Origin of the sequence: Kangiella geojedonensis, from assembly GCF_000981765.1 — a bacterium.
GTDB classification, from domain to species: Bacteria; Pseudomonadota; Gammaproteobacteria; order Enterobacterales; family Kangiellaceae; genus Kangiella; species Kangiella geojedonensis.
In genome coordinates, this window is record NZ_CP010975.1 from 337,841 (window position 1) to 357,300 (window position 19,460).

The following is a 19,460-nucleotide window of genomic DNA, read 5'->3' on the forward strand; positions in this document are numbered from 1 at the left end:
ATGAGTAAGTGGGTGAATCTAGGTGTTGTAGCCGTGTTAGGTTTGAGTCTTTTAACGACGAATGCCGAGGAGTATCGACAGGGGGTGGAAATAACGGAAACGCCAAAAGTGCTGTCGCATCGTGACCGAGTCGAGCCGGTTAACCGTATTTTGAAACACCGACTGGATCATCTACTCCCTCGCTTGATGAAAGAGTCTGATCTGGATATGTGGCTGGTGATTAACCGTGAGTATGGCGAAGATGCCTTATTTTACACGCTTGTGCCAGAACCGACGTTTGCTGCTAGACGTACAACATTGTTGGTTTTCGCCAAAAAAGCAAATACAGTAGAGCGCTTTAGTGTCAGTCGTTATGACATTGGTGACTTTTATAAATCGCGTTGGCAAGGCGGAACCGTCGATCAGCAGTGGGATCGCCTTGCTGAGATCATCGAAGATTATGACCCGAAAAGTATTGGTATTAATGTTAGTGAAGAGTGGGCTTTAGCAGACGGATTAACTCAAGGCCTACATCAAAAACTACTCAAGCATTTACCAGAAAAATACCAAAAGCGATTGGTCAGTTCTGAAGAGCTGGTGATTCGCTGGATGGAGACGCGCACAGCACCGGAGTTAGAGGTATATCCGCAAATCGTGAAAGTGGCGAGGGGTGTTATCGACGAAGCGTTTTCCAATAAAGTGATTACACCGGGCGTGACGACGGATCAAGATGTTGCTTGGTATATTCGAGAACGGTTTGAGGAACTTGGTGTAAAACCGTGGTTCCAGCCCTATGTCACCATTCAACGACGAGGTGATGAAAACGAGCCTAACTCACCATTTTTTGGGAAGGGTAATCGAACGATCGAACCCGGTGACATTATTCATACCGATGTTGGCTTGTGTTATTTAAAACTTTGTACTGATACGCAGGAAATGGGCTATGTGGCCAAGTTTGGTGAATATGAAGTACCGCAAGGCTTAGTCAAAGCTTTAAAAGTAGGCAATCAGTGGCAGGATATCCTGACTGCGGAATTTAAAAACGGCAGAACGGGAAATGACATTTTAACTGCGACACATAAGGCATCAAAGCGTCAAGGCATTAACTCTAGCACTTATACTCACCCTCTGGGTTTTGTGGGACATGCAATAGGGCCAACCATCGGTATGTGGGATAATCAAGGGCCAACGCCTGTGAAAGGTGACTGGAAACTGTATCCAAATACAGGTTATGCCATCGAAGGTAATGTCAAAGTCAGCTTGCCTGAGTGGAATAATCAGCTGATCCAGATCATGCTGGAGCAATCCGCCGTGTTTGATGGTGAGCAGGTTATTTATCTGGGTGGACGCCAAACTGAGTGGCACTTTGTCCGTTAATCTGTAGAGCGAGAACTAAAAAGGCAGCTTTAAGCTGCCTTTTGTTTTTTAGAGATATGAATTGTCTTCCAGACTTTAGCTATGAGCAAGCCATCAGCATCCATGATATCAACTTCAAACACGGGCTCGATTTTGTCCTGAGTGCGTAGCTGTTCTTTAAAGTCACTGACCTGCTGTTCACTGACTTTAAACTCAGCAAACACATCTTTGCGTCCAGGCTTAATAAACTTAATTTCTGCTTTTTTGTCCCACACCACATAGTCACGTCCCATCTTGTGCAAAAGTAGGAGCATGTAAAAAGGGTCAGTCATGGAAAACAGTGAACCACCGTAGTGGGTATTGACGTAATTACGGTTAAACCAGTATTTGCGTAAACGAGCTTTAGCAAACGACCAGTCTTCCGCAAGTTCGATGACGCGGATACCAGCGCCCCAAAGAGGTGGCCATAAGTTGAGTACGCGCTTAAGAGTTTTGGGTTTTAGTGTCTTCATCAGTATCGTTATTGTTGTGGGTATTAGCTTTCTTTGGTGAGTATGCTCGCGCAAATATCAACCCTAGCTCAAAGAGAATCCACATGGGAATTGCCAGTAACACCTGTGAAATCATGTCTGGGGGTGTTAGTAGCATCGCGAACACAAAAATCCCGACGACCATGTAAGGGCGCGTATTAGACAACTTTTCATGGCTAACAAGCCCAGACCAGATCAGCAACATAGTGGCGATTGGTATTTCAAAAGCGAGGCCAAAGGCGAAGAACAGTTTTAAAGCTATCGACAGTACGCTATTAATATCAGGCAAATAGTTAACGTCCTGGGGGCCAATACTAGACAGGAAGCTAAAGATGATTGGAAAAATAATGAAGTAGGCGAAAGCGATGCCGGCATAGAATAGGAGTATGCTACTGACTAATAAGGGGACGGCAAACCCTTTTTCATGTTTATAAAGTCCGGGAGAAATAAATAGCCAGGCTTGATGAAGCACAAAGGGCATGGCGATAAATATAGCCATCACAAAAGCTAACTTGAACGGCGCGAATAAGGGTGCGGTGACATCAATGGCAATAAGGGTTGAGCTTTCGGGTAGTGCTTCTTTGAGTGGTTTCGATAACCACTCATAAAGTTCGTTAGCGAAAAATGCTAAACCGACAAATATAACAACAATTACTAGAACTGAGCGAAGTAGGCGTGAGCGTAACTCGATCAGATGCGATAGCAATGGCATGTCATTAGCGTTAGAGTCACTCATAGGGATTAGCGCTGCTTGTTTGAGTCATCGAGATTCTTGGAGCTGCTTTTCAGCGCTTGCTCTGCTTTTTGCTTAGCGGCTTCAGCGGCTTGAATTTTTTTCTCAGCTTCGTCACGAAGCTTTTGTAAATCCGTTCCTTCAGCTTGACGCTTAATCATCGCTTCGTGTTCGGCGAGCTTCTTCTTCATCTCGTCGAGTTCAAGTTCGCGATTAACCTGATGATTAAAATTGGTGACCGTACGCTTGGCTTTGCCTGCCCAGCGTCCGAAAGTTTGCATGGCCTTAGGCAATCGTTCTGGCCCTAACACTAATAAGGCCAGTATCATGACTAACAGTAATTCTGCAAAACCAATATCAAAAGGCATGGGCGACTAAGGAAGTGGGTTAAGATTTTTTATTACTATCAGTGTCTTTTGACTCAGAAAAGTTGGCATCTTGAGTCGTGTTGTCGCGGTTATCATTAAGATGGCTGGTTTCTTCTTTTTTGTCATCTTCATCTTTAAACGCTTTTTTGAAATTCTTGAAGGCTGCGCCAACATCGCCACCAGCATTGCGTAATTTCTTTGTGCCAAACAACAATAAGATAATCACCAAAATGATGATTAATTCCCACATACCAAATTTACTGAACATTTGAACCTCTACTTAAGTCAATTGGCGCTCACGCAAACGGCATCTTACCGCCACCACCAAGAATATGGATGTGTATATGATACACTTCTTGCCCGCCTTCATCACCTGTATTAATCACGGTTCTGAAGCCTTTTTCGCATCCTGCATCATGCGCTATCTGTGGTACTTTACGCATCATGTAACCTAGAAGCTCCTGATCACTGTCTTCAACGTCGGCTAAGCTTGCGATATGTTTCTTGGGAATCATCAGCAAGTGCACCGGTGTTTTAGGAGCAATATCCTTAAAAACATAGATTTTGTCGTCTTCATAGACTTTGTCGGATGGTATATCACCATCAATGATTTTGCAGAAAAGGCAATCACTCATTATTTAAATAACTCCCTAGATAGAAATTCATTTTACTTTAATCGGCCACAAGCTTTTGACCAAGAAGGCGAGCCCAACAACGCCAACTATCAGGCTGGGAACCCAGTCATCTGGAATCCCTAGATAAAGTAGGCCGCTTAAAAGAGCGAAGCCGCTACCGATGATGGCGTGCTTTTGTGCGCCACTCTGGCGTAGCTTGTACTGCTCTAGTTGTGTGATTTCTTGCTTGAGGCTATCAAATTTTTCTAATTCTTGGCCCAGTTTTTGCACATTATCAAACAATAACCCTGGGATTTTTGGGGCTTTATGCAACCAGTCGGGTAGCTGAGTTTTGACTTCCTCGAAAATAGCTTTGGGGCCAATTTGGTCTCGCAACCACTTCCTAAGGTAAGGTTGTGCCGTTTCCCAGAGATCGAGCTCTGGATAAAGTTGACGCCCTAAACCTTCGACGTAAAGCAATGTTTTCTGTAGCAGTACCAGCTGAGGCTGTACTTGCATATTAAAACGGCGTGCAGTTTGGAATAGTTGGATTAAGAAGTGACCAAAGGAGATCTCTGCTAGCGCTTTGCCAAAAATAGGTTCACAAGCTGCACGTATGGCCGATTCAAACTCAGGGATCGAAACGTCTTCATCAATCCAGCCTGACTCAACATGAAGTTCAGCGATACGTTTATAATCGCGATCAAAGAAAGCGAGGAAGTTGTGCGCTAAGTAGCGTTTATCATCTTCATCCAAGGTACCCATGATGCCGCAATCAATCGCGATATATTGTGGTTTGTCCGGATTAGTTGTATCAACAAAAATGTTTCCAGGATGCATATCAGCGTGAAAGAAGCTATCGCGGAATACTTGGGTAAAGAAAATTTCGACACCGCGATCAGCCAGCTCCTTCATGTTGACGCCTTCATCTTTAAGGCGTCTGACGTCGCCAATAGGCGTACCAGCAATCTTTTCTACCACCATGACTTTGCTGCGCGTATAGTCCCAATAAACTTTAGGAACGTACAACAGCTCAGAGTCTTGGAAGTTGTGTCGTAAGTGAGAAGTGTTAGCAGCTTCGATTCTCAGATCAATTTCACGCTCTAAGGTAGAGTCATACTCTTTAACCACTTCTTTAATGCGTAGTCGGCGAGCTTCGCTTGAGTATTTCTCCGCCCAACTAGCCAATTCATACATCATGCTTAAGTCACGACGAATTTTCTGTCGAATCTTTGGGCGCAAGACTTTAATAACCACTGCTTCACCCGTCTTTAAAGTGGCTTCATGAACTTGTGCAATGGAAGCGGAGGCCAGCGGCGTGGTGTTAAAGTCACTAAACACGGCGTCTAGTGTCGATCCCAGCTGCTGCTCTACAACATTTTTAGCCTCTTCAGAGGAAAATGGCTCTACCTGATCTTGCAACCTAGCCAACTCGTCAGCAATGTCTGGTGGTACTAAGTCGCGCCGAGTCGATAGCATTTGCCCCAGTTTGATATAAATAGGGCCAAGTTCAGTTAGAGCCAGTCGCAAGCGTTCGCCACGAGATTTATCGTGAGCAGACTTGTGAAAACTGAAGGAGAAAAGCTTTGCTACGGGACGTAAAACCGCTAGCGGTGTTGGAGTTAAAAACTCATCAAGACCATAGCGGACTAAGGTACGATTGATTTTCAGCGCGTGATGTAATTGTCTAATCGTATTCATCTAGTGCGCCTTCTCCTGTTGGGACTGTTGTTTAAGTCGCTCAATACGCATGGCCAAGCGATCGACATCAGATTTTAAGTCAGCGATATCATCATAGAAGTTTTCTAACTCGATAGAAGCGGGTACTGCTTTGGCCTCAAATCGAAGGTATTCACTGGCATTCTGCTTTGCGGTTTGCTCGCTGCTCTTTAGCCATTTAAGAAGCGCTTGCCCGCCTTTAAAAAGTTGATGAGCCGCGATATCCCCTAGGTAGTGAGATAAGTGTTCTTCCCAGTCGATATCAAGTTGGTTAAAGAATTTTTGGAAGTTTTGTGCGGTGCTGATTTCGCCGGCAAACCGAACTTCGCCTTTAAAAATAGGATCACTATCATCACCCGAGGCCAAGTTGAAGAAAGAGAATAAGGTGCCAGACAGTTCCGCGTTGGATTCTTTTTCAAGCCCCGCCTTAATCAGAATGTAGCGCTCATCAATGATGAAGTAGAGTTTTTGATCAACATCAGTAAAGTGGAAGGCGATGATCTTTTGGTTAAGCTTGTCTAAACGGCGAGTGGCCTCAGGATCGAGACTGATGACTTTATTAATAACACTTTCGACGGTAGGGGCGAATAGCTCAACCAGCATTAGAACTTTTTTCCTATATGCAGCGCAACGACGCCGCCAGTTAAGTTAGTGTATTCGGCATCATCGAAGCCTGCGTCTTCCATCATGCCTTTTAACGTTTCTTGATCGGGATGCATGCGAATAGATTCGGCAAGGTACTTGTAGCTTTCAGAGTCATTCGCAACCAGTTTCCCCATGGCGGGCAATAAAGAAAAAGAGTAAATATCATAAACCTTAGACAATAAAGGTAGCGCTGGCTTAGAAAACTCAAGAACCAGTAACTTCCCTCCTGGCTTCAAAATGCGGTACATGGATTTTAAAGCTTTGTCTTTTTCAGTGACGTTGCGTAATCCAAAGGCAATAGTAATGCGATCAAAGTGGTTGTCTGGAAAAGGTAAACATTCGGCATTTGCCTGCACAAAATCAACGTTACCTACCACACCAGAATCGATCAATTTGGCACGACCAACTTTTATCATGGAGTCGTTAATATCAGCCAAGGTTACTTGGCCCATTGGGCCTACAATTTTTGAGAACTTAGCTGTCAGATCTCCTGTGCCACCAGCGATATCAAGGATCTTCTGTCCACTACGAGCAGCCGCGCGCTCGATGGTATAGCGCTTCCATAGTCGATGCACGCCAAAGGACATGAGGTCGTTCATGACGTCGTATTTGCCGGCTACCGAGTGAAATACCTCGGCAACTTTTGCGGCTTTTTCTTCTTTAGCAACAGTCTGGTAGCCAAAGTGAGTTGTGCTGTCGTGCTTGTTGTCTTCTTGTGTCATGACTTTAATTCTTTATTAGTGTTTCTCGTGAGCGTTAGGATCAAAAACTCCGACACTGGTATCCGATGAGCGATGCAGCCCGGCGGCTTCTAATCGCTTGAGGTAGATTGCCCAGTTATCGGCATAATCACGCCCAAGTTCATACAGTGTTTGCCAAGTATACAGTCCGCTGTCGTGTCCGTCATCAAAACTGAGCCTGATTGCGTACTGTCCAACAGGCTCAACGTCTGTCACGGTAATGTTTTTTTTGCCACCGACCAGAGTCAGCTCTTGGTTGCCATGACCTCGAACTTCAGCAGAAGGCGAAAAAACTCGCAGGTATTCATAGGGTAGCAGGAAAGTGTTCCCAGAAAAACAGACCTCAAGTTGCCTTGATTTCTGGTGAAGCTTGATGGCGCTTGGAGCTTCGCTCATGACGTTTGATTAACGGTTATTAACGTTGGATCAATTGTATCAGAGATGGGTGTTGAAACATAAATAGTTAGGAAGGGCGAACATAAAAAAGCCGACCCTAGGGCCGGCTTTTCATCATCTATAGTTAAGATGAACTAACGCGTGGAAATTATTCCCAAACAACGTTTAGTGTTACACCAGAGAACGTCTGATAAGCACGTAAGCTGATGTAGTAGCGGTCTTCCGCAGGGTTAGAGATGTTACACGTCTCTTCGTTGCCCCACTTGTATGGACGGCAGTCATACGCAGAAGTCGTTGGCTGAGAGCCGCGACGTACGTATAAGTCCGCATCACCAGAACCGCCTGTGATTGTAGCGTTTAGTGAGCTCATGCCTGCTGGAACGTCTAGGTAGTAATGCTGCCATTCACCAGAGTTAGCAGAGATGTTTTCGATAGTTGCACTACCGCCTTCGCTAGGAGGTGGTTCTGTGCTTCCACCGTCATGGCTAGCAACTAGGTTAACATTAGAGTAGCTAGTGTAACCGCGAACCATCACATAGTAAGTGCCTGCTTGTGCGCTAAAGTTACAAGACTCGGAGTTACCGTTTTTATATGGACGGCAGTCGTAGCTTGAAGTCGTTGGTGCGCTACCGAACTTAACGTATAGGTCCGCATCACCTGAGCCACCGCTCATGTCAAAGCTAACATTAGATGCGCCTGACGGTACTGTGAAAGTGAAGTCAGTTTCAGAACCTTGTGCGCCTGAGAAAGAAACAGATACGCCATTTTCAAGCTCATTACCTGGTTCTGGCTCTGGATCTGGATCTGGGTTTGAACCGTCGAAGAAGCTATATAGTAACAAGTTTGGAGAACCAGACTTAGCATCGCTTACTTTACCAGGAGTTGCTGCGTCAGTAATCGCTTGAGTGACTTGACTTACTGAAGCATTCGGATTGTCAGCTAAGTATAGTGCTGCAACACCTGCAACGTGTGGCGCTGCCATAGAGGTACCACTAATTGTGTTAGTACCGCCAGTGTGCCAAGCAGAAGTAATGCTTGAACCTGGAGCGTAGATGTCTAGACAGTTACCGTAGTTTGAGAAGCTTGAACGTGAATCACTTGACGTTGTAGAACCTACAGTGATCGCGCTAGCTGCACGAGCTGGAGAGTAGTTACAAGCGTTTGAGTTATCGTTACCAGCGGCTACAACTGTTGTAACACCTGCGTCTGTTAAGCGTTGAACGGCTGCGTCAGTTGTGCTTGAAGCACCGCCACCTAAGCTCATGTTAGCGACTGCTGGCTTAACGTGGTTGTCAGCAACCCAGTCCATACCTGCGATAACACCAGAGTTTGAACCACTACCGCTACAGCTTAGTACACGCACACCGATAAGGTTAACGTTCTTAGCGATACCGTAAGTGCTACCACCTACTGTACCCGCTACGTGAGTACCGTGACCATTACAGTCTGTTGCATCGTTGTCGTTATCAACAGTATCGATACCGCTTACTGAACGTCCACCGAATTCGCTGTGGCTGTTTAGGATACCTGTATCGATAATGTAAGCGTTTACGTTAGATGCTGTCGTGTTATATGTGTATGTACCGCTTAAAGGTAGATCGCGTTGATCCGTACGGTCGATACCCCAAGTCGCGTTGTTTTGAGTCGCGTTGATAGACATCATTTGGTCTTCTTCAACGATCTCAACGCTTGGGTCTTGAGCAAGTTTTTGTGCTTGCGCTTCAGACATCTGATAAACACCGCCTTTCAGTACTGCTTTATAAGTACGAGTAACGCGTGCTTGGTATTTGTTAGAAAGCTGGTCGTTAACCATTTGGACCGCTTTTAGGTTTGCTTGAGAAGCGAATAGACCTTCGTTCTCTTGAACAACGTCATCTTTAAGAACAACGATGTATTGTCCTTTGATAGCATTAGAAGGTACTTGCGCTGTTTTGAACTCACCAGCTTGAACGCCGATAGCTCCAGTCGCAAGTAGTACCCCTGTGACTACTTTAGTTAGTTTCATAGTTTTTTTAACCCCTTAGTGTTAATTTTTTATTACTCTTTTTATAAGAGCACTTGGACTGTATAAAAATTGACTTGTTAAAACAAACTAATTTATGCGAAAAGGCGCTTTTGATTAGTAAATCTTGAGATTTATCACTTTTGTACATTGCGATACAAAAGCAAATTCTTAGGATGTAAGTGAGTACTACTAGTTCAAAGTCTTTTAAAATAAGAGGTTGAAGTGTCAAGAAATGTAAGTTGTTGATTTCCACTTTTTGATGAAAAACCTGAGTGGCGAAAGAAATATCTTAGAAAAGGGATTTTACCGCTATGAGATAAGGCGTTTTATCAATATAGCGATTAGTTATATTTATGCTTGGAATACGTTGTTTGGGCCAGAGGTAACGTTTGTTTTAGGCTAACGCATAAAAAAGCCGGCTCGAAAGCCGGCTGTGTCATCATTATTGAATCAATCAAATATGATGAGGTCTTGCTGCTATTCCCAAACAACATTCAAGTTAACACCAGAGAATGTGCTATAGGCACGTAAGCTGATGTGGTACGTGTCTTGCGCTGGGTTAGAAATGTTACAGGTTTCGTTGTTACCGTTTTTATATGGACGGCAGTCATAGCTAGACGTTGTCGGTTGTGCGCCACGACGAACGTATAGATCGGCATCACCTGAACCACCGCTAATTGTTGCGGTTAAGCTGCTCATTCCAGCTGGAACGTCAAGCGTGTAGTGTTTCCACTGACCTGTACTTGCTGAGATGTTACTGATCGTTTCGTCACCGCCAGCTACTGGAGGGTTAGAGCCACCACCGTTGTGAGTTGCCGTTAAGCTCGCACCTGAGTAGCTGTTGTAACCACGTACCATGACATAGTAGGTTCCTGCCTGAGCTGTAAAGTTACACGACTCAGAGTTACCACTTTTGTATGGACGGCAGTCGTAGCTTGATGTGGTTGGTGCGCTACCGAACTTAACATACAAGTCAGCATCACCCGAGCCACCTGACATGACGAAGTCTACAGAGCTTGCGTCTGAAGGAACCACGAAAGTAAAGTCAGTTTCAGAGCCTTGTGCACCTGAGATTGATTCAGCAACACCATTTTCAAGCTCGTTACCGCTTGGTGGTGGCGTTGTGCCGCCTTGTGCTGCTGTAACAGCTGCTGCCGCATCTAGCATGCCGTCACCACAGTTCGAAGTGCTACAACTTGAACCTGCAGGAAAAGGTTTTGCCGAACTCTTGATTTTAGATTCAACTTCATCAGGAGTTAAGCTTGAGTTTACGGCATACATCAATGCTGCAACGCCTGCAACATGTGGGGCAGCCATAGAGGTGCCTGCGTTATAAACGTAGCTGTCAGTAGAGCGAGTTGTTGTACCAGAATTCATGGTCGAAGCAACACCGCCAGAACCGCCTTCACCACCTGGTGCTGCGATATCAATTAACGAGCCGTAGTTTGAGTAGCTGGCACGATCCGCTTGGTTGTTTGTTGCCGCAACGCTGATAACGCCATTACAGTTGCCTGGGTTATAACCAGAAACATTGTCGTTAGAGTTACCAGAAGCTACAACGATTACCGCACCGTTAGCGCGAGCTGAGTTAATCGCGTTTTGAGTTGTTGATGAACAAGAACCTTGGCCACCAAGACTCATGTTAATAACTTGTGCTGGATTTGGATTTGATGGAACACCGGAAACACTACCACCGGCAGCCCACACAATCGCGTCAGCGATGTCTGATGTGGTACCACCACATTTCGCTAGAACACGAATAGGGACCACTTTTGAGCCATAGGCAACACCAGCAACACCTTTATTGTTATTGGTGACCGCAGCGATTGTGCCTGAAACGTGAGTACCGTGCCAGCTAGAGTTGCTCGCAGGGCTACCTGAGTAACACTCACCAGCTGCAGCCCAGTCGCCTTCGTCTAATGCGTCTGAGTCACGGCCATTACCATCGCGAGCATTGGTTGAGTTAGAGACGAAGTCATATCCACCAACTAAGTTAGCTGCTAAGTCTTCATGATTTGTATAACCAGTATCCAGTACAGCAACTGTAACGCCTTGTCCTTGAGTGGTATCCCAAGCTGATTCAAGGTTAATACCGGCCGTTGGGTCTGTGTAGTGCCACTGAACGCCATAATGCGTATCGTTTGCTGTCGCTAAAGGATGCATGTAGCGATCGACTTCAACGAACTCTATATCTGAACGTGCACTTAGCTTGTTGGCCATCTGCTCAAGTGCTGCAACGCTCTTCGGCGTGTCGAACTTAAGAACTTGTGAGCCAAAAGCATTAAAACGATGGTGCTTGGCGTTTGCGCCGACCACGTTGCTAATGCTTTTCATTGATTTTGCGCTTGCCTGCGTTTGGAACTGTTCGGAATCCTTGTATTTAACAATTAGGCCAGCGCCGTATTCCACTTGCTGATTTTCTACCAGCATAGTATTTGATGTTTTTGCACTAGCCATTTGGTTAGGAGCCATTGCTACAGCGCTAGCCGCGCCTGTTGCAAGTAATACCCCTGTGACTACCTTTGTTAGTTTCATAGATTACCTCAAAATTATAAATGTAGTGTTGCTTCTTCTCTAATAGATGTAATGGTTCTAGCAACCTGGCGACTGTATAAAAATCTGACACATTAAACAAATTATATAATGCCAAAGCGCATTACCCATTACCAAAGCTTGAACGGTGTCAGTTTTGTACAAACTGATACAAAATGGGCAGAGCTCTATGAAGTGGGAGAGTTCAGAGCAACATGTAAATACACTGGGTGGATGCTAGGTATGAATAAAAAAAGCCGACCCGAAGGTCGGCTAAATGGAATCATCAATTATGATGATTCTCCCCACTCTAGTTGTTTGGTTTATTTCCATATATTTTGAAAAAGGACTGACCCGAAGGTCAGTCAAGATTGTAGTCCATCAAAATAAGATGGCACTAAGGGTTCCTTATTCCCACACAACGTGTAGTGTTGCGCCAGAGTACGAGCCCCACGAACCGAAGACGCTGATGTAATAGCGATCGACCGCTGGGCTTTGTACAGAGCAACTTTCGTTATTGCCCCAGTTGAATGAAACACAGTCATAGTTGTATCGAGTCGGCTGACTGCCACGACGGATGTATAGGTCAGCATTACCAGTACCACCACTTAACGTCGCACTTAACGAGCTCATGCCTGCTGGAATATCGACGTAATAGTGGTTCCATTGACCTGAGTTACCTGAGATGTTGTTAACCGTTTCTTCACCGCCTTCACCTGGATTCGGATCTGGATCTGGTTTGGTGTCGCCGCCATCATGGTTAGCAACTAGGCTTGCGTTAGAGTAGCTAGAGTAGCCGTGAACCATCACATAGTAGGTACCTTCTTGGGCATTGAAGTCGCATGACTCGTTATTACCATTGCGGTATGGACGACAGTCGTAGCTATTCATAGTTGGAGCGCTACCGAATTTAACGTACATGTCGGCGTCACCTGAGCCACCTGACATCTGGAAGTCTACTGATGAAGCATCAGCTGGAACGTCGAAAGTGAACTCCTTTTGAGAGTCTTGAGCACCTGATAAATCAACCGCAACGCCATCTTGTAACTCATTACCTGGTTCTGGCTCTGGATCAGGATCTGGATCCGGATCAGGATTTGAACCATCGAAGAAACTGTAAGCTAATAAGTTCGGCGAACCAGATTTTGCGTCACTAATAAGGTTAGGTGTCGCGGCATCAAGAATCGCTTGCGTTACTTCGTTTACCGATGCATTTGGGTTGTCAGCCAAGTAGAGCGCTGCGATACCAGCAACATGGGGTGCTGCCATGGAAGTGCCGCTCATGGTCTGAGTACCGCCATTGTTGCGTGTTGATAAAATGTCAGAGCCTGGAGCGAAAATATCAAGGCAAGAACCGTAGTTTGAACTAGCCGAAGAATTGAAAATAGAGCGAGCGTCATTATCGTCTGTAGAGCCAACAGTAATTGCGCTAGGTGTGCTGGCTGGTGAATAATCACAAGCATCTTTCCCGTCATTACCTCCTGCAGCAACAACAATCACGCCAGCATCCGTCAAAGCTTGAGTTGCTTCGTTAATTGAACTCATGAAACCGCCACCAAGGCTCATGTTAGCTACCGCTGGCTTAGTATGATTTTCCGCAACCCAGTCCATGCCCGAGATAATACCTGACCAGCTACCTTCGCCTCGGCAATCAAGTACGCGAATCCCAATCAAGTTTACATTTTTGGCTACGCCATAGGTTTCGCTACCAACCGTACCTGCGACGTGAGTACCGTGCCCATTACAGTCACGCGGGTCATTATCGTTATCAACAAAATCATAACCACCGTTGAGCCGACCTCCAAAGTCGCTATGATCTGTGACGCCACTATCAATGATGTAAGCGTTTACATTTGATGCATCTGTGCTGTATATGTAATTGTTATCTAGAGGTAATTCGCGTTGATCTATACGGTCTAAGCCCCAAGTCGGGTTGCTTTGCGTTGCAGCGATTGAAACTCTTTGATCTTGCTCAACCAGCTTTACACGAGGGTCTTTAGCCAGTAATTGAGCTTGGCTCTTAGACATAGTGAATACGCCACCCTTAAGCACAGACTTAAAATTACGAGTTACTCGAGCTTTATAGCGCAAGCTTAGATTGTCAGTAAGCATTTGCACAGCCTTTGCATTTGCTTGTGAACTGAAAATTCCTTCACTCTCTGCTACCGCGTCATCCTTCAATACAACAATGTATTGATTCGCTACAGCGTTTGATGAAATAGGAGCAGTTTTAAACTGGCCTGCGTATGCACCAACAGTACCAGTCGCTAATACTACCCCCGCGACTACTTTATTCAGTTTCATAATGTTACCCCTTATTACTATAAGTTTATTTGTAATGCTTTTTGTCTATAAGTTAACAAAAGCCAGTAAAAAACTAAAAGATAAATCTTAAATAATCAAATAAATTATAGATAACTGGTCAGATGATTAGATTGGTAAATGCATCACTTTTTAATGCAAAAATGACTATGTAGGCCTTTGAGGTTAAGGGATTGGCTTTCCTTGCATGATTTGATATAGGAAAGGGTGATATAACTAAACGATCTAAAGAAGGTAGTTTTTTGTGAGCTAGGCCTGATAGGTGGTGCTTATATGAAATATTTTATCTGAATATATAATGAGAATCGTTTACTTTTCAGATAAAAATGCATTTTTATAGGGGGAGTCTCTAGAGTATTGTTATTAAAACAATAAAGCCGGCAATTGCCGACTTTATTGAGGGGGGGTAGGTTAAGACCAAGTGCTTTATTAAAGAATAAAGCGACTCAAATCTTCATCATCCGCCAATTCAGATAATTGTTTACTGACATAAGCTGCATCGATCGTTAGCTTTTCATCAGTTTCACTTGCTTCGAAAGAAACTTCATCCAATAAGCGTTCCATAACGGTATGCAAACGTCGAGCGCCGATATTTTCAGTACTTTCATTCACTTGGAAAGAATACTCAGCAATCTTTTCGATACCATCTTCAGTAAACTCAATCTGCTTGCCTTCAGTGGCCAATAACGCTTGGTATTGCTTGGTTAAAGCGGCGTCTGGCTCGGTCAGAATGCGCTTGAAGTCCTCAGGAGTCAGGGCTCGTAACTCAACTCGAATTGGTAAACGGCCTTGAAGCTCTGGTATTAAGTCCGAAGGCTTAGAGAGGTGGAAAGCACCCGAAGCAATAAACAAGATATGGTCAGTTTTGATCATGCCGTATTTGGTATTGACGGTACAACCTTCAACCAGTGGCAATAGATCTCGCTGAACACCTTCACGAGAGACGCCACCTTCTTGGCTATCACTACGTTTGGTCACTTTATCAATCTCATCTAAGAAAACGATACCGTGCTGTTCAACAGTTTCAACCGCTTTAATCTTGAGTTCTTCTTGATCCACCATTTTTGCCGCTTCTTCTTCCGTCAGCATCTTCATGGCGTCTTTAACTTTGACTTTACGCTTCTTGCTTTTGCTTGGCCCCATGTTTTGGAACATGGATTGAAGTTGGCTCGTCATATCTTCCATACCAGGAGGTGCCATAATGTCGACGCCAATAGACATTTGAGCAACGTCAATTTCAATCTCTTTATCGTCAAGTTCGCCCTGACGCAATTTTTTTCGGAAAACTTGGCGCGCTGAAGAGTCTTCTGCTTTTGGTGCATCTTCTTGATCCCAAGGAGAGTCAGATGATTTACGAGCAGGCGGTAATAAGGCGTCTAAAATTTTATCTTCTGCAGCATCTTGGGCACGATTTTCGACTTTCGCCATTTCCTGCTCGCGCAACATCTTAAAAGCAGCATCGACGAGATCGCGGATGATGGATTCTACATCACGGCCGACATAACCAACTTCAGTGAACTTAGTGGCTTCAATTTTAATAAAAGGTGCGTTGGCGAGTTTAGCCAAGCGACGGGCAATCTCAGTTTTACCCACACCCGTAGGACCAATCATTAAAATATTTTTCGGCGTTATTTCGTTACGCAAGCTTTCGTCAACCTGCATTCGGCGCCAGCGGTTACGTAGTGCAATGGCGACAGAGCGTTTAGCGCCGCTCTGACCAATAATGTGTTTGTCGAGTTCGTGGACAATTTCACGTGGTGTCATAGACATAATTAATTCTCTTAACTTATCTTTGTCATTCCCGCAAGGCGAGAATCTAGTATTCTAATTGCTCGATGGTTTGATTGTGATTGGTATAAATACAAATATCACCGGCTATGGTTAAGCCTGTTTCGACAATCTCGCGAGCATCCAACTCAGTTTTCTGCATTAAGGCTTTCGCCGCGGATTGAGCAAACGCACCACCTGAACCAATAGCGATCAAGTCATCTTCTGGTTGAATCACATCACCGTTACCAGTGATGACCAATGAGTGCTCTTTATCTGCTACCGCAAGAAGGGCTTCTAACTTGCGCAAGGCGCGGTCGGTACGCCAGTCTTTGGCGAGTTCTACGGCTGCGCGCATCAACTTACCGCCATGAGATTCTAGCTTGGCTTCAAAGCGTTCGAAAAGCGTAAAGGCATCAGCTGTACCGCCAGCGAAACCGGCAATAACTTGATCGTTATACAGGCGGCGAACTTTGCGAGCATTACCTTTCATGATGGTATTGCCTAAAGAAACCTGACCGTCGCCACCGATGACGACCTTTCCATTGCGACGCACCGATAAAATGGTGGTTCCACGATATTGTTCCAAAATCAGCTCCGGAGTTTTGTTCTTCGTTACTCAGCTAAATGGGGGCTAAGCTAATGAATTCAAGGAAAATACACAGGAAAAAGCTATGGAGGTGGCACAGAAATGTTACCAAATATGATGTGAAAAGATCCCGTGCTTATAATGAGCAGAATCTTAGAGTGACTGAAAGTCAGGTTCGTGAGTGCTTCCAGTCACCGGCAACTACCAAATCTGGCAAGTTTGGTAATTATTGTTTTGCAGTTTATGGCGATCGCTCTCGGCATTACGCTTACTTTGGTATGGGCCTAGGCGCACTCGATGCCATTCGCCTTTGCTTAAAATAGTGGCTTGAAAGCCGATAAAGGCGAGTTCAGCCTTCATGCGTTCAGCATCTGCCAACTGTTTAAAGGCGCCGCACTGCATAATGTAGCTTTTGTTGCTGTTAGTCACTTCCGGCTTAGTCACTTCTACATCGACCTTTTTATTGGTCAGAGTTTCGTGGTATGTAAACTCAGTACCATCATTTGAATCGCTTACCTTAGGCTTAGTGTTTTGCTGCTGGGAGCTGTTGCTTTGCTCGGAGGTACCTGCCTCAGTGGTTTTTTTGGTGGAGATTTCTTCAGTGGTGACTAACTCTTTGAGTACATCAGGCTTTTTAATAACTGCCCACAGAAACACGACCAGTAAGGTAATCAATATCCCGCCAATGAAAACCAAAATTGGGGACAGGGGCTTTCTAGACGCCGTGTTCTTTGGAGTACGCGTATTATTTTTTCTTTTGGGACGCTTACGCTTGGCGTAGTCTTTGGTCATTGTTTAGCTCTAAGGGTAAGAAATAATGTTATCAATGGGCAACTAAAGATACAGCTAGTGGCCATGCAGACTTTGTGTGGTATTTTAAGCCTTGTTATTAGGAAGTCCAACGACAAGTGTTAATTAACCGTAAAAATGTGAGCTAGAAAGGACTTCATACCTAAAACACTTCCTGTGGGTCGACATCGATGGACCAACGAACTTTGCGGGCGCTTGTGAGCTGTTCCAAGGTTGGGCTGATTGGCGTTAAGGCATTTTGTAGCGCTTTACGTTCAGTGTGCTGCACCATTAGTTGTGCTCGCATTTTGCCAGCTCGCTTCGGCATCGGCGCAGGGAAGGGGCCGTACACCGTTAGCCCGCTATGCCCAAGCTGTTGTTTGACTTCATTCAAAAACGTCATAGGCATCTCTAAATTATTAGCTTCGGCCCGAAAAATTGCCATTGCTGCGTAAGGCGGTAATTGCGCTTGTTGTCGCTCTTCAAGGACTTTTTGACTTAAGGTCTGGTAATCTTGAGTAAACAGGTTGACCAATAGTGGGTGATCGGGGTGGTGTGATTGAATCACGACCTCACCTTTAATATCCTTTGAACGTCCGGCTCGCCCAGCGACTTGAGTTAACAGTTGCGCCGTGCGTTCGGTGGCTCGGAAATCTGCGCTGAATAAGCAACCATCGGTATCGACCACGCCAACCAAAGAAAGCTTTGGGAAATGATGTCCTTTAGCCAACATCTGGGTGCCGATAAGAATATCAATGTCATTATTTTTAATCGCTTGAACAAAGTTTTGCATCGAATCTTTGCGTCGAGTACTGTCTCGATCAATGCGGGCAACCGTTTTATCCGGGAAAAGCTCGGTTAAAGCTTCTTCCAAACGTTCTGTACCTAAGCCGACCGGGTTTAATTGCGGTGATTGGCACTCTGGGCAACGCTTTGGGGTAAAGACTTGCTTGTCGCAATGGTGGCAGTGAAGGCGTTTGAATTTTTGATGATAGGTCATGTGACGATCACAGCGCTGACAGTCTGCGATCCAGCCACACTCATGGCACATTAAGGTTGGCGCAAAACCGCGGCGGTTGAGAAAAACCATACACTGTTGATTTTGCTCAAGGTGTCGACGCATATTGTCGATTAATGGTTGCGATAAGCCATGGTTGAGATGACGTTGACGAACGTCTAATACCTTTATGTGTGGAGGTTTGGCGTCACCCGCGCGTTTGGTTAAGCGAACTAACTCAAGTTTTCCTTGTTGTACATTGTATAGCGATTCCATTGAGGGGGTGGCACTACCCAGAATAATGGGCGTCTGCTCATATTGAGCCCGCACTAAAGCCAGATCGCGCGCGGAATAACGAAATCCTTCTTGCTGCTTATAGGAGAGGTCGTGTTCTTCATCGACAATGATTAAACCAGGGTTGGCTAAAGGGGTGAACAAAGCTGAGCGAGTGCCAATAATGATGGAGAGCTTACCTTCCCTAGCTTTGAGCCAAATATTTAAGCGTTGTTTATCGGTCAACCCAGAGTGCAACATGGCGATGGGGACATTGAAGCGACGTTCGATGCGCTTCACTGTTTGTGGCGTCAGCCCGATTTCAGGTACTAACATCAATACTTGTTTGTGACTCGATAGTACCTGCTGAATCAGCTGCATATAAACTTCGGTTTTACCGCTACCGGTCACCCCATCAATAAGGAAGCCCTTAAAAGTGTCGAGATGCGGTTCTATAGCATCAATCGCAAATTGCTGTTCCTCATTGAGTTCTAAGTTACTGTCATAAGCAGCACTCGGCTCGTAAATAGAGGTGGCTTCATAAGCGCTTTTAATCAACCAGCCTTTATCCTCAAAAGTTTTGAGGTAGGAGGGAATGAAATCATGGTTGGCCAACTGTGCCTCAGTTAGTACCCCGTCGCAATCGAGGCAAAGCTGGAATAGTTGTTGTTGCTTAACGGCATTTTGACGAAGTTTAGGGATGGCTTCGCGCCCCTGTGGCGTCAAACTCCATTGCCACTCTGGTTCAAGTTCTGCTGCTTGGCCTTTATTTAATAGCGTAGGAAGGCAGGCCGAAAATACTTCGCCTATCGGGTATTGGTAATAGCTGGCTGCAAACTTAATAAGCTTGAAAAGCTCTGCCGGAAGTATGCACTCACTATCTATAGTGTTCTTTATATACTTAAGTTTCTTAGGGTCGATAGAGGTTTTGTCAGCGAGAGATAAGACCGTTGCCACTAACGATTGTCGACCAAACGGAACTTCAACACGGCTGCCAACAGCTGGAGCATGGCCACGGTATAGGTAATCAAATGTTCTTCTTAGCGGTGTCGGTACTGCCAGTCTCGCTACAGGTTGCTGATACATATGCTTCGTTTGGCTCATTG

17 protein-coding genes are annotated in these 19,460 nt (G+C 45.1%); 1 reads left to right on the forward strand and 16 read right to left on the reverse strand.

The window, feature by feature from the left end; genetic code table 11:
* Positions 1-1,356 carry a M24 family metallopeptidase gene (locus TQ33_RS01615; protein ID WP_046560514.1) on the forward strand — a complete coding sequence of 452 codons (1,356 nt, stop codon included), beginning with the start codon at positions 1-3 and terminating at the stop codon, positions 1,354-1,356.
* Positions 1,357-1,385: 29 nt separating this feature from the next.
* Here TQ33_RS01615 and TQ33_RS01620 read toward each other — a convergent pair whose 3' ends face one another.
* From TQ33_RS01620 to TQ33_RS01695, 16 genes are all read right to left on the reverse strand, one after another.
* Entirely contained in the window at positions 1,386-1,847 is a 462-nt protein-coding gene (locus tag TQ33_RS01620; protein WP_052735159.1) for a DUF4442 domain-containing protein, read from the reverse strand.
* Positions 1,819-2,601: a twin-arginine translocase subunit TatC gene (gene tatC / locus TQ33_RS01625; RefSeq protein WP_046560515.1), complete on the reverse strand. Its 783-nt coding sequence runs from the start codon at positions 2,599-2,601 to the stop codon at positions 1,819-1,821. Before tatC ends, TQ33_RS01620 begins: the two co-directional genes overlap by 29 nt.
* Before the next feature lie 5 nt (positions 2,602-2,606).
* The gene (tatB, locus tag TQ33_RS01630; RefSeq protein ID WP_046560516.1) at positions 2,607-2,966 is read right to left on the reverse strand and encodes a Sec-independent protein translocase protein TatB; all 360 of its coding nucleotides are present in this window, start codon (positions 2,964-2,966) and stop codon (positions 2,607-2,609) included.
* A gap of 19 nt (positions 2,967-2,985) precedes the next feature.
* A complete protein-coding gene (tatA, locus tag TQ33_RS01635; RefSeq protein ID WP_046560517.1) occupies positions 2,986-3,234 on the reverse strand; it encodes a twin-arginine translocase TatA/TatE family subunit in 249 nt (82 codons plus the stop codon).
* A gap of 28 nt (positions 3,235-3,262) precedes the next feature.
* Positions 3,263-3,601: a histidine triad nucleotide-binding protein gene (locus tag TQ33_RS01640; protein ID WP_046560518.1), complete on the reverse strand. Its 339-nt coding sequence runs from the start codon at positions 3,599-3,601 to the stop codon at positions 3,263-3,265.
* 27 nt (positions 3,602-3,628) lie between these two features.
* Complete coding sequence (gene ubiB, locus TQ33_RS01645) at positions 3,629-5,281, reverse strand: ubiquinone biosynthesis regulatory protein kinase UbiB (protein WP_046560519.1); 1,653 nt, start codon at positions 5,279-5,281, stop codon at positions 3,629-3,631.
* Positions 5,282-5,902, reverse strand: coding sequence for a ubiquinone biosynthesis accessory factor UbiJ (locus TQ33_RS01650; protein ID WP_046560520.1), 621 nt, complete (start codon positions 5,900-5,902; stop codon positions 5,282-5,284).
* A complete protein-coding gene (gene ubiE / locus TQ33_RS01655; protein ID WP_046560521.1) occupies positions 5,902-6,666 on the reverse strand; it encodes a bifunctional demethylmenaquinone methyltransferase/2-methoxy-6-polyprenyl-1,4-benzoquinol methylase UbiE in 765 nt (254 codons plus the stop codon). The genes TQ33_RS01650 and ubiE overlap by 1 nt, the downstream gene beginning before the upstream one ends.
* 15 nt (positions 6,667-6,681) lie before the next feature.
* Positions 6,682-7,080, reverse strand: coding sequence for a gamma-butyrobetaine hydroxylase-like domain-containing protein (locus tag TQ33_RS01660; protein WP_046560522.1), 399 nt, complete (start codon positions 7,078-7,080; stop codon positions 6,682-6,684).
* A gap of 148 nt (positions 7,081-7,228) precedes the next feature.
* Complete coding sequence (locus TQ33_RS01665; protein WP_046560523.1) at positions 7,229-9,085, reverse strand: S8 family peptidase; 1,857 nt, start codon at positions 9,083-9,085, stop codon at positions 7,229-7,231.
* A 477-nt stretch (positions 9,086-9,562) separates the two neighbouring features.
* On the reverse strand, positions 9,563-11,620 hold the full coding sequence (locus TQ33_RS12045) for a S8 family peptidase (protein ID WP_046560524.1): 2,058 nt from the start codon (positions 11,618-11,620) through the stop codon (positions 9,563-9,565).
* Positions 11,621-12,025: 405 nt separating this feature from the next.
* Positions 12,026-13,921 (reverse strand): S8 family peptidase, encoded by a 1,896-nt coding sequence (locus tag TQ33_RS01675; RefSeq protein WP_046560525.1) that lies wholly within the window; start codon positions 13,919-13,921, stop codon positions 12,026-12,028.
* Between the two features lie 447 nt (positions 13,922-14,368).
* Complete coding sequence (hslU, locus tag TQ33_RS01680) at positions 14,369-15,709, reverse strand: ATP-dependent protease ATPase subunit HslU (protein ID WP_046560526.1); 1,341 nt, start codon at positions 15,707-15,709, stop codon at positions 14,369-14,371.
* Positions 15,710-15,755: 46 nt separating this feature from the next.
* On the reverse strand, positions 15,756-16,295 hold the full coding sequence (gene hslV, locus TQ33_RS01685) for an ATP-dependent protease subunit HslV (protein WP_046560527.1): 540 nt from the start codon (positions 16,293-16,295) through the stop codon (positions 15,756-15,758).
* Positions 16,296-16,496: 201 nt separating this feature from the next.
* Positions 16,497-17,087, reverse strand: a complete 591-nt coding sequence (locus tag TQ33_RS01690; RefSeq protein WP_046560528.1) for an SPOR domain-containing protein — start codon at positions 17,085-17,087, stop codon at positions 16,497-16,499.
* A 160-nt stretch (positions 17,088-17,247) separates the two neighbouring features.
* Complete coding sequence (locus tag TQ33_RS01695; protein WP_228640311.1) at positions 17,248-19,458, reverse strand: primosomal protein N'; 2,211 nt, start codon at positions 19,456-19,458, stop codon at positions 17,248-17,250.
* Between the last annotated feature and the right edge of the window lie 2 nt (positions 19,459-19,460).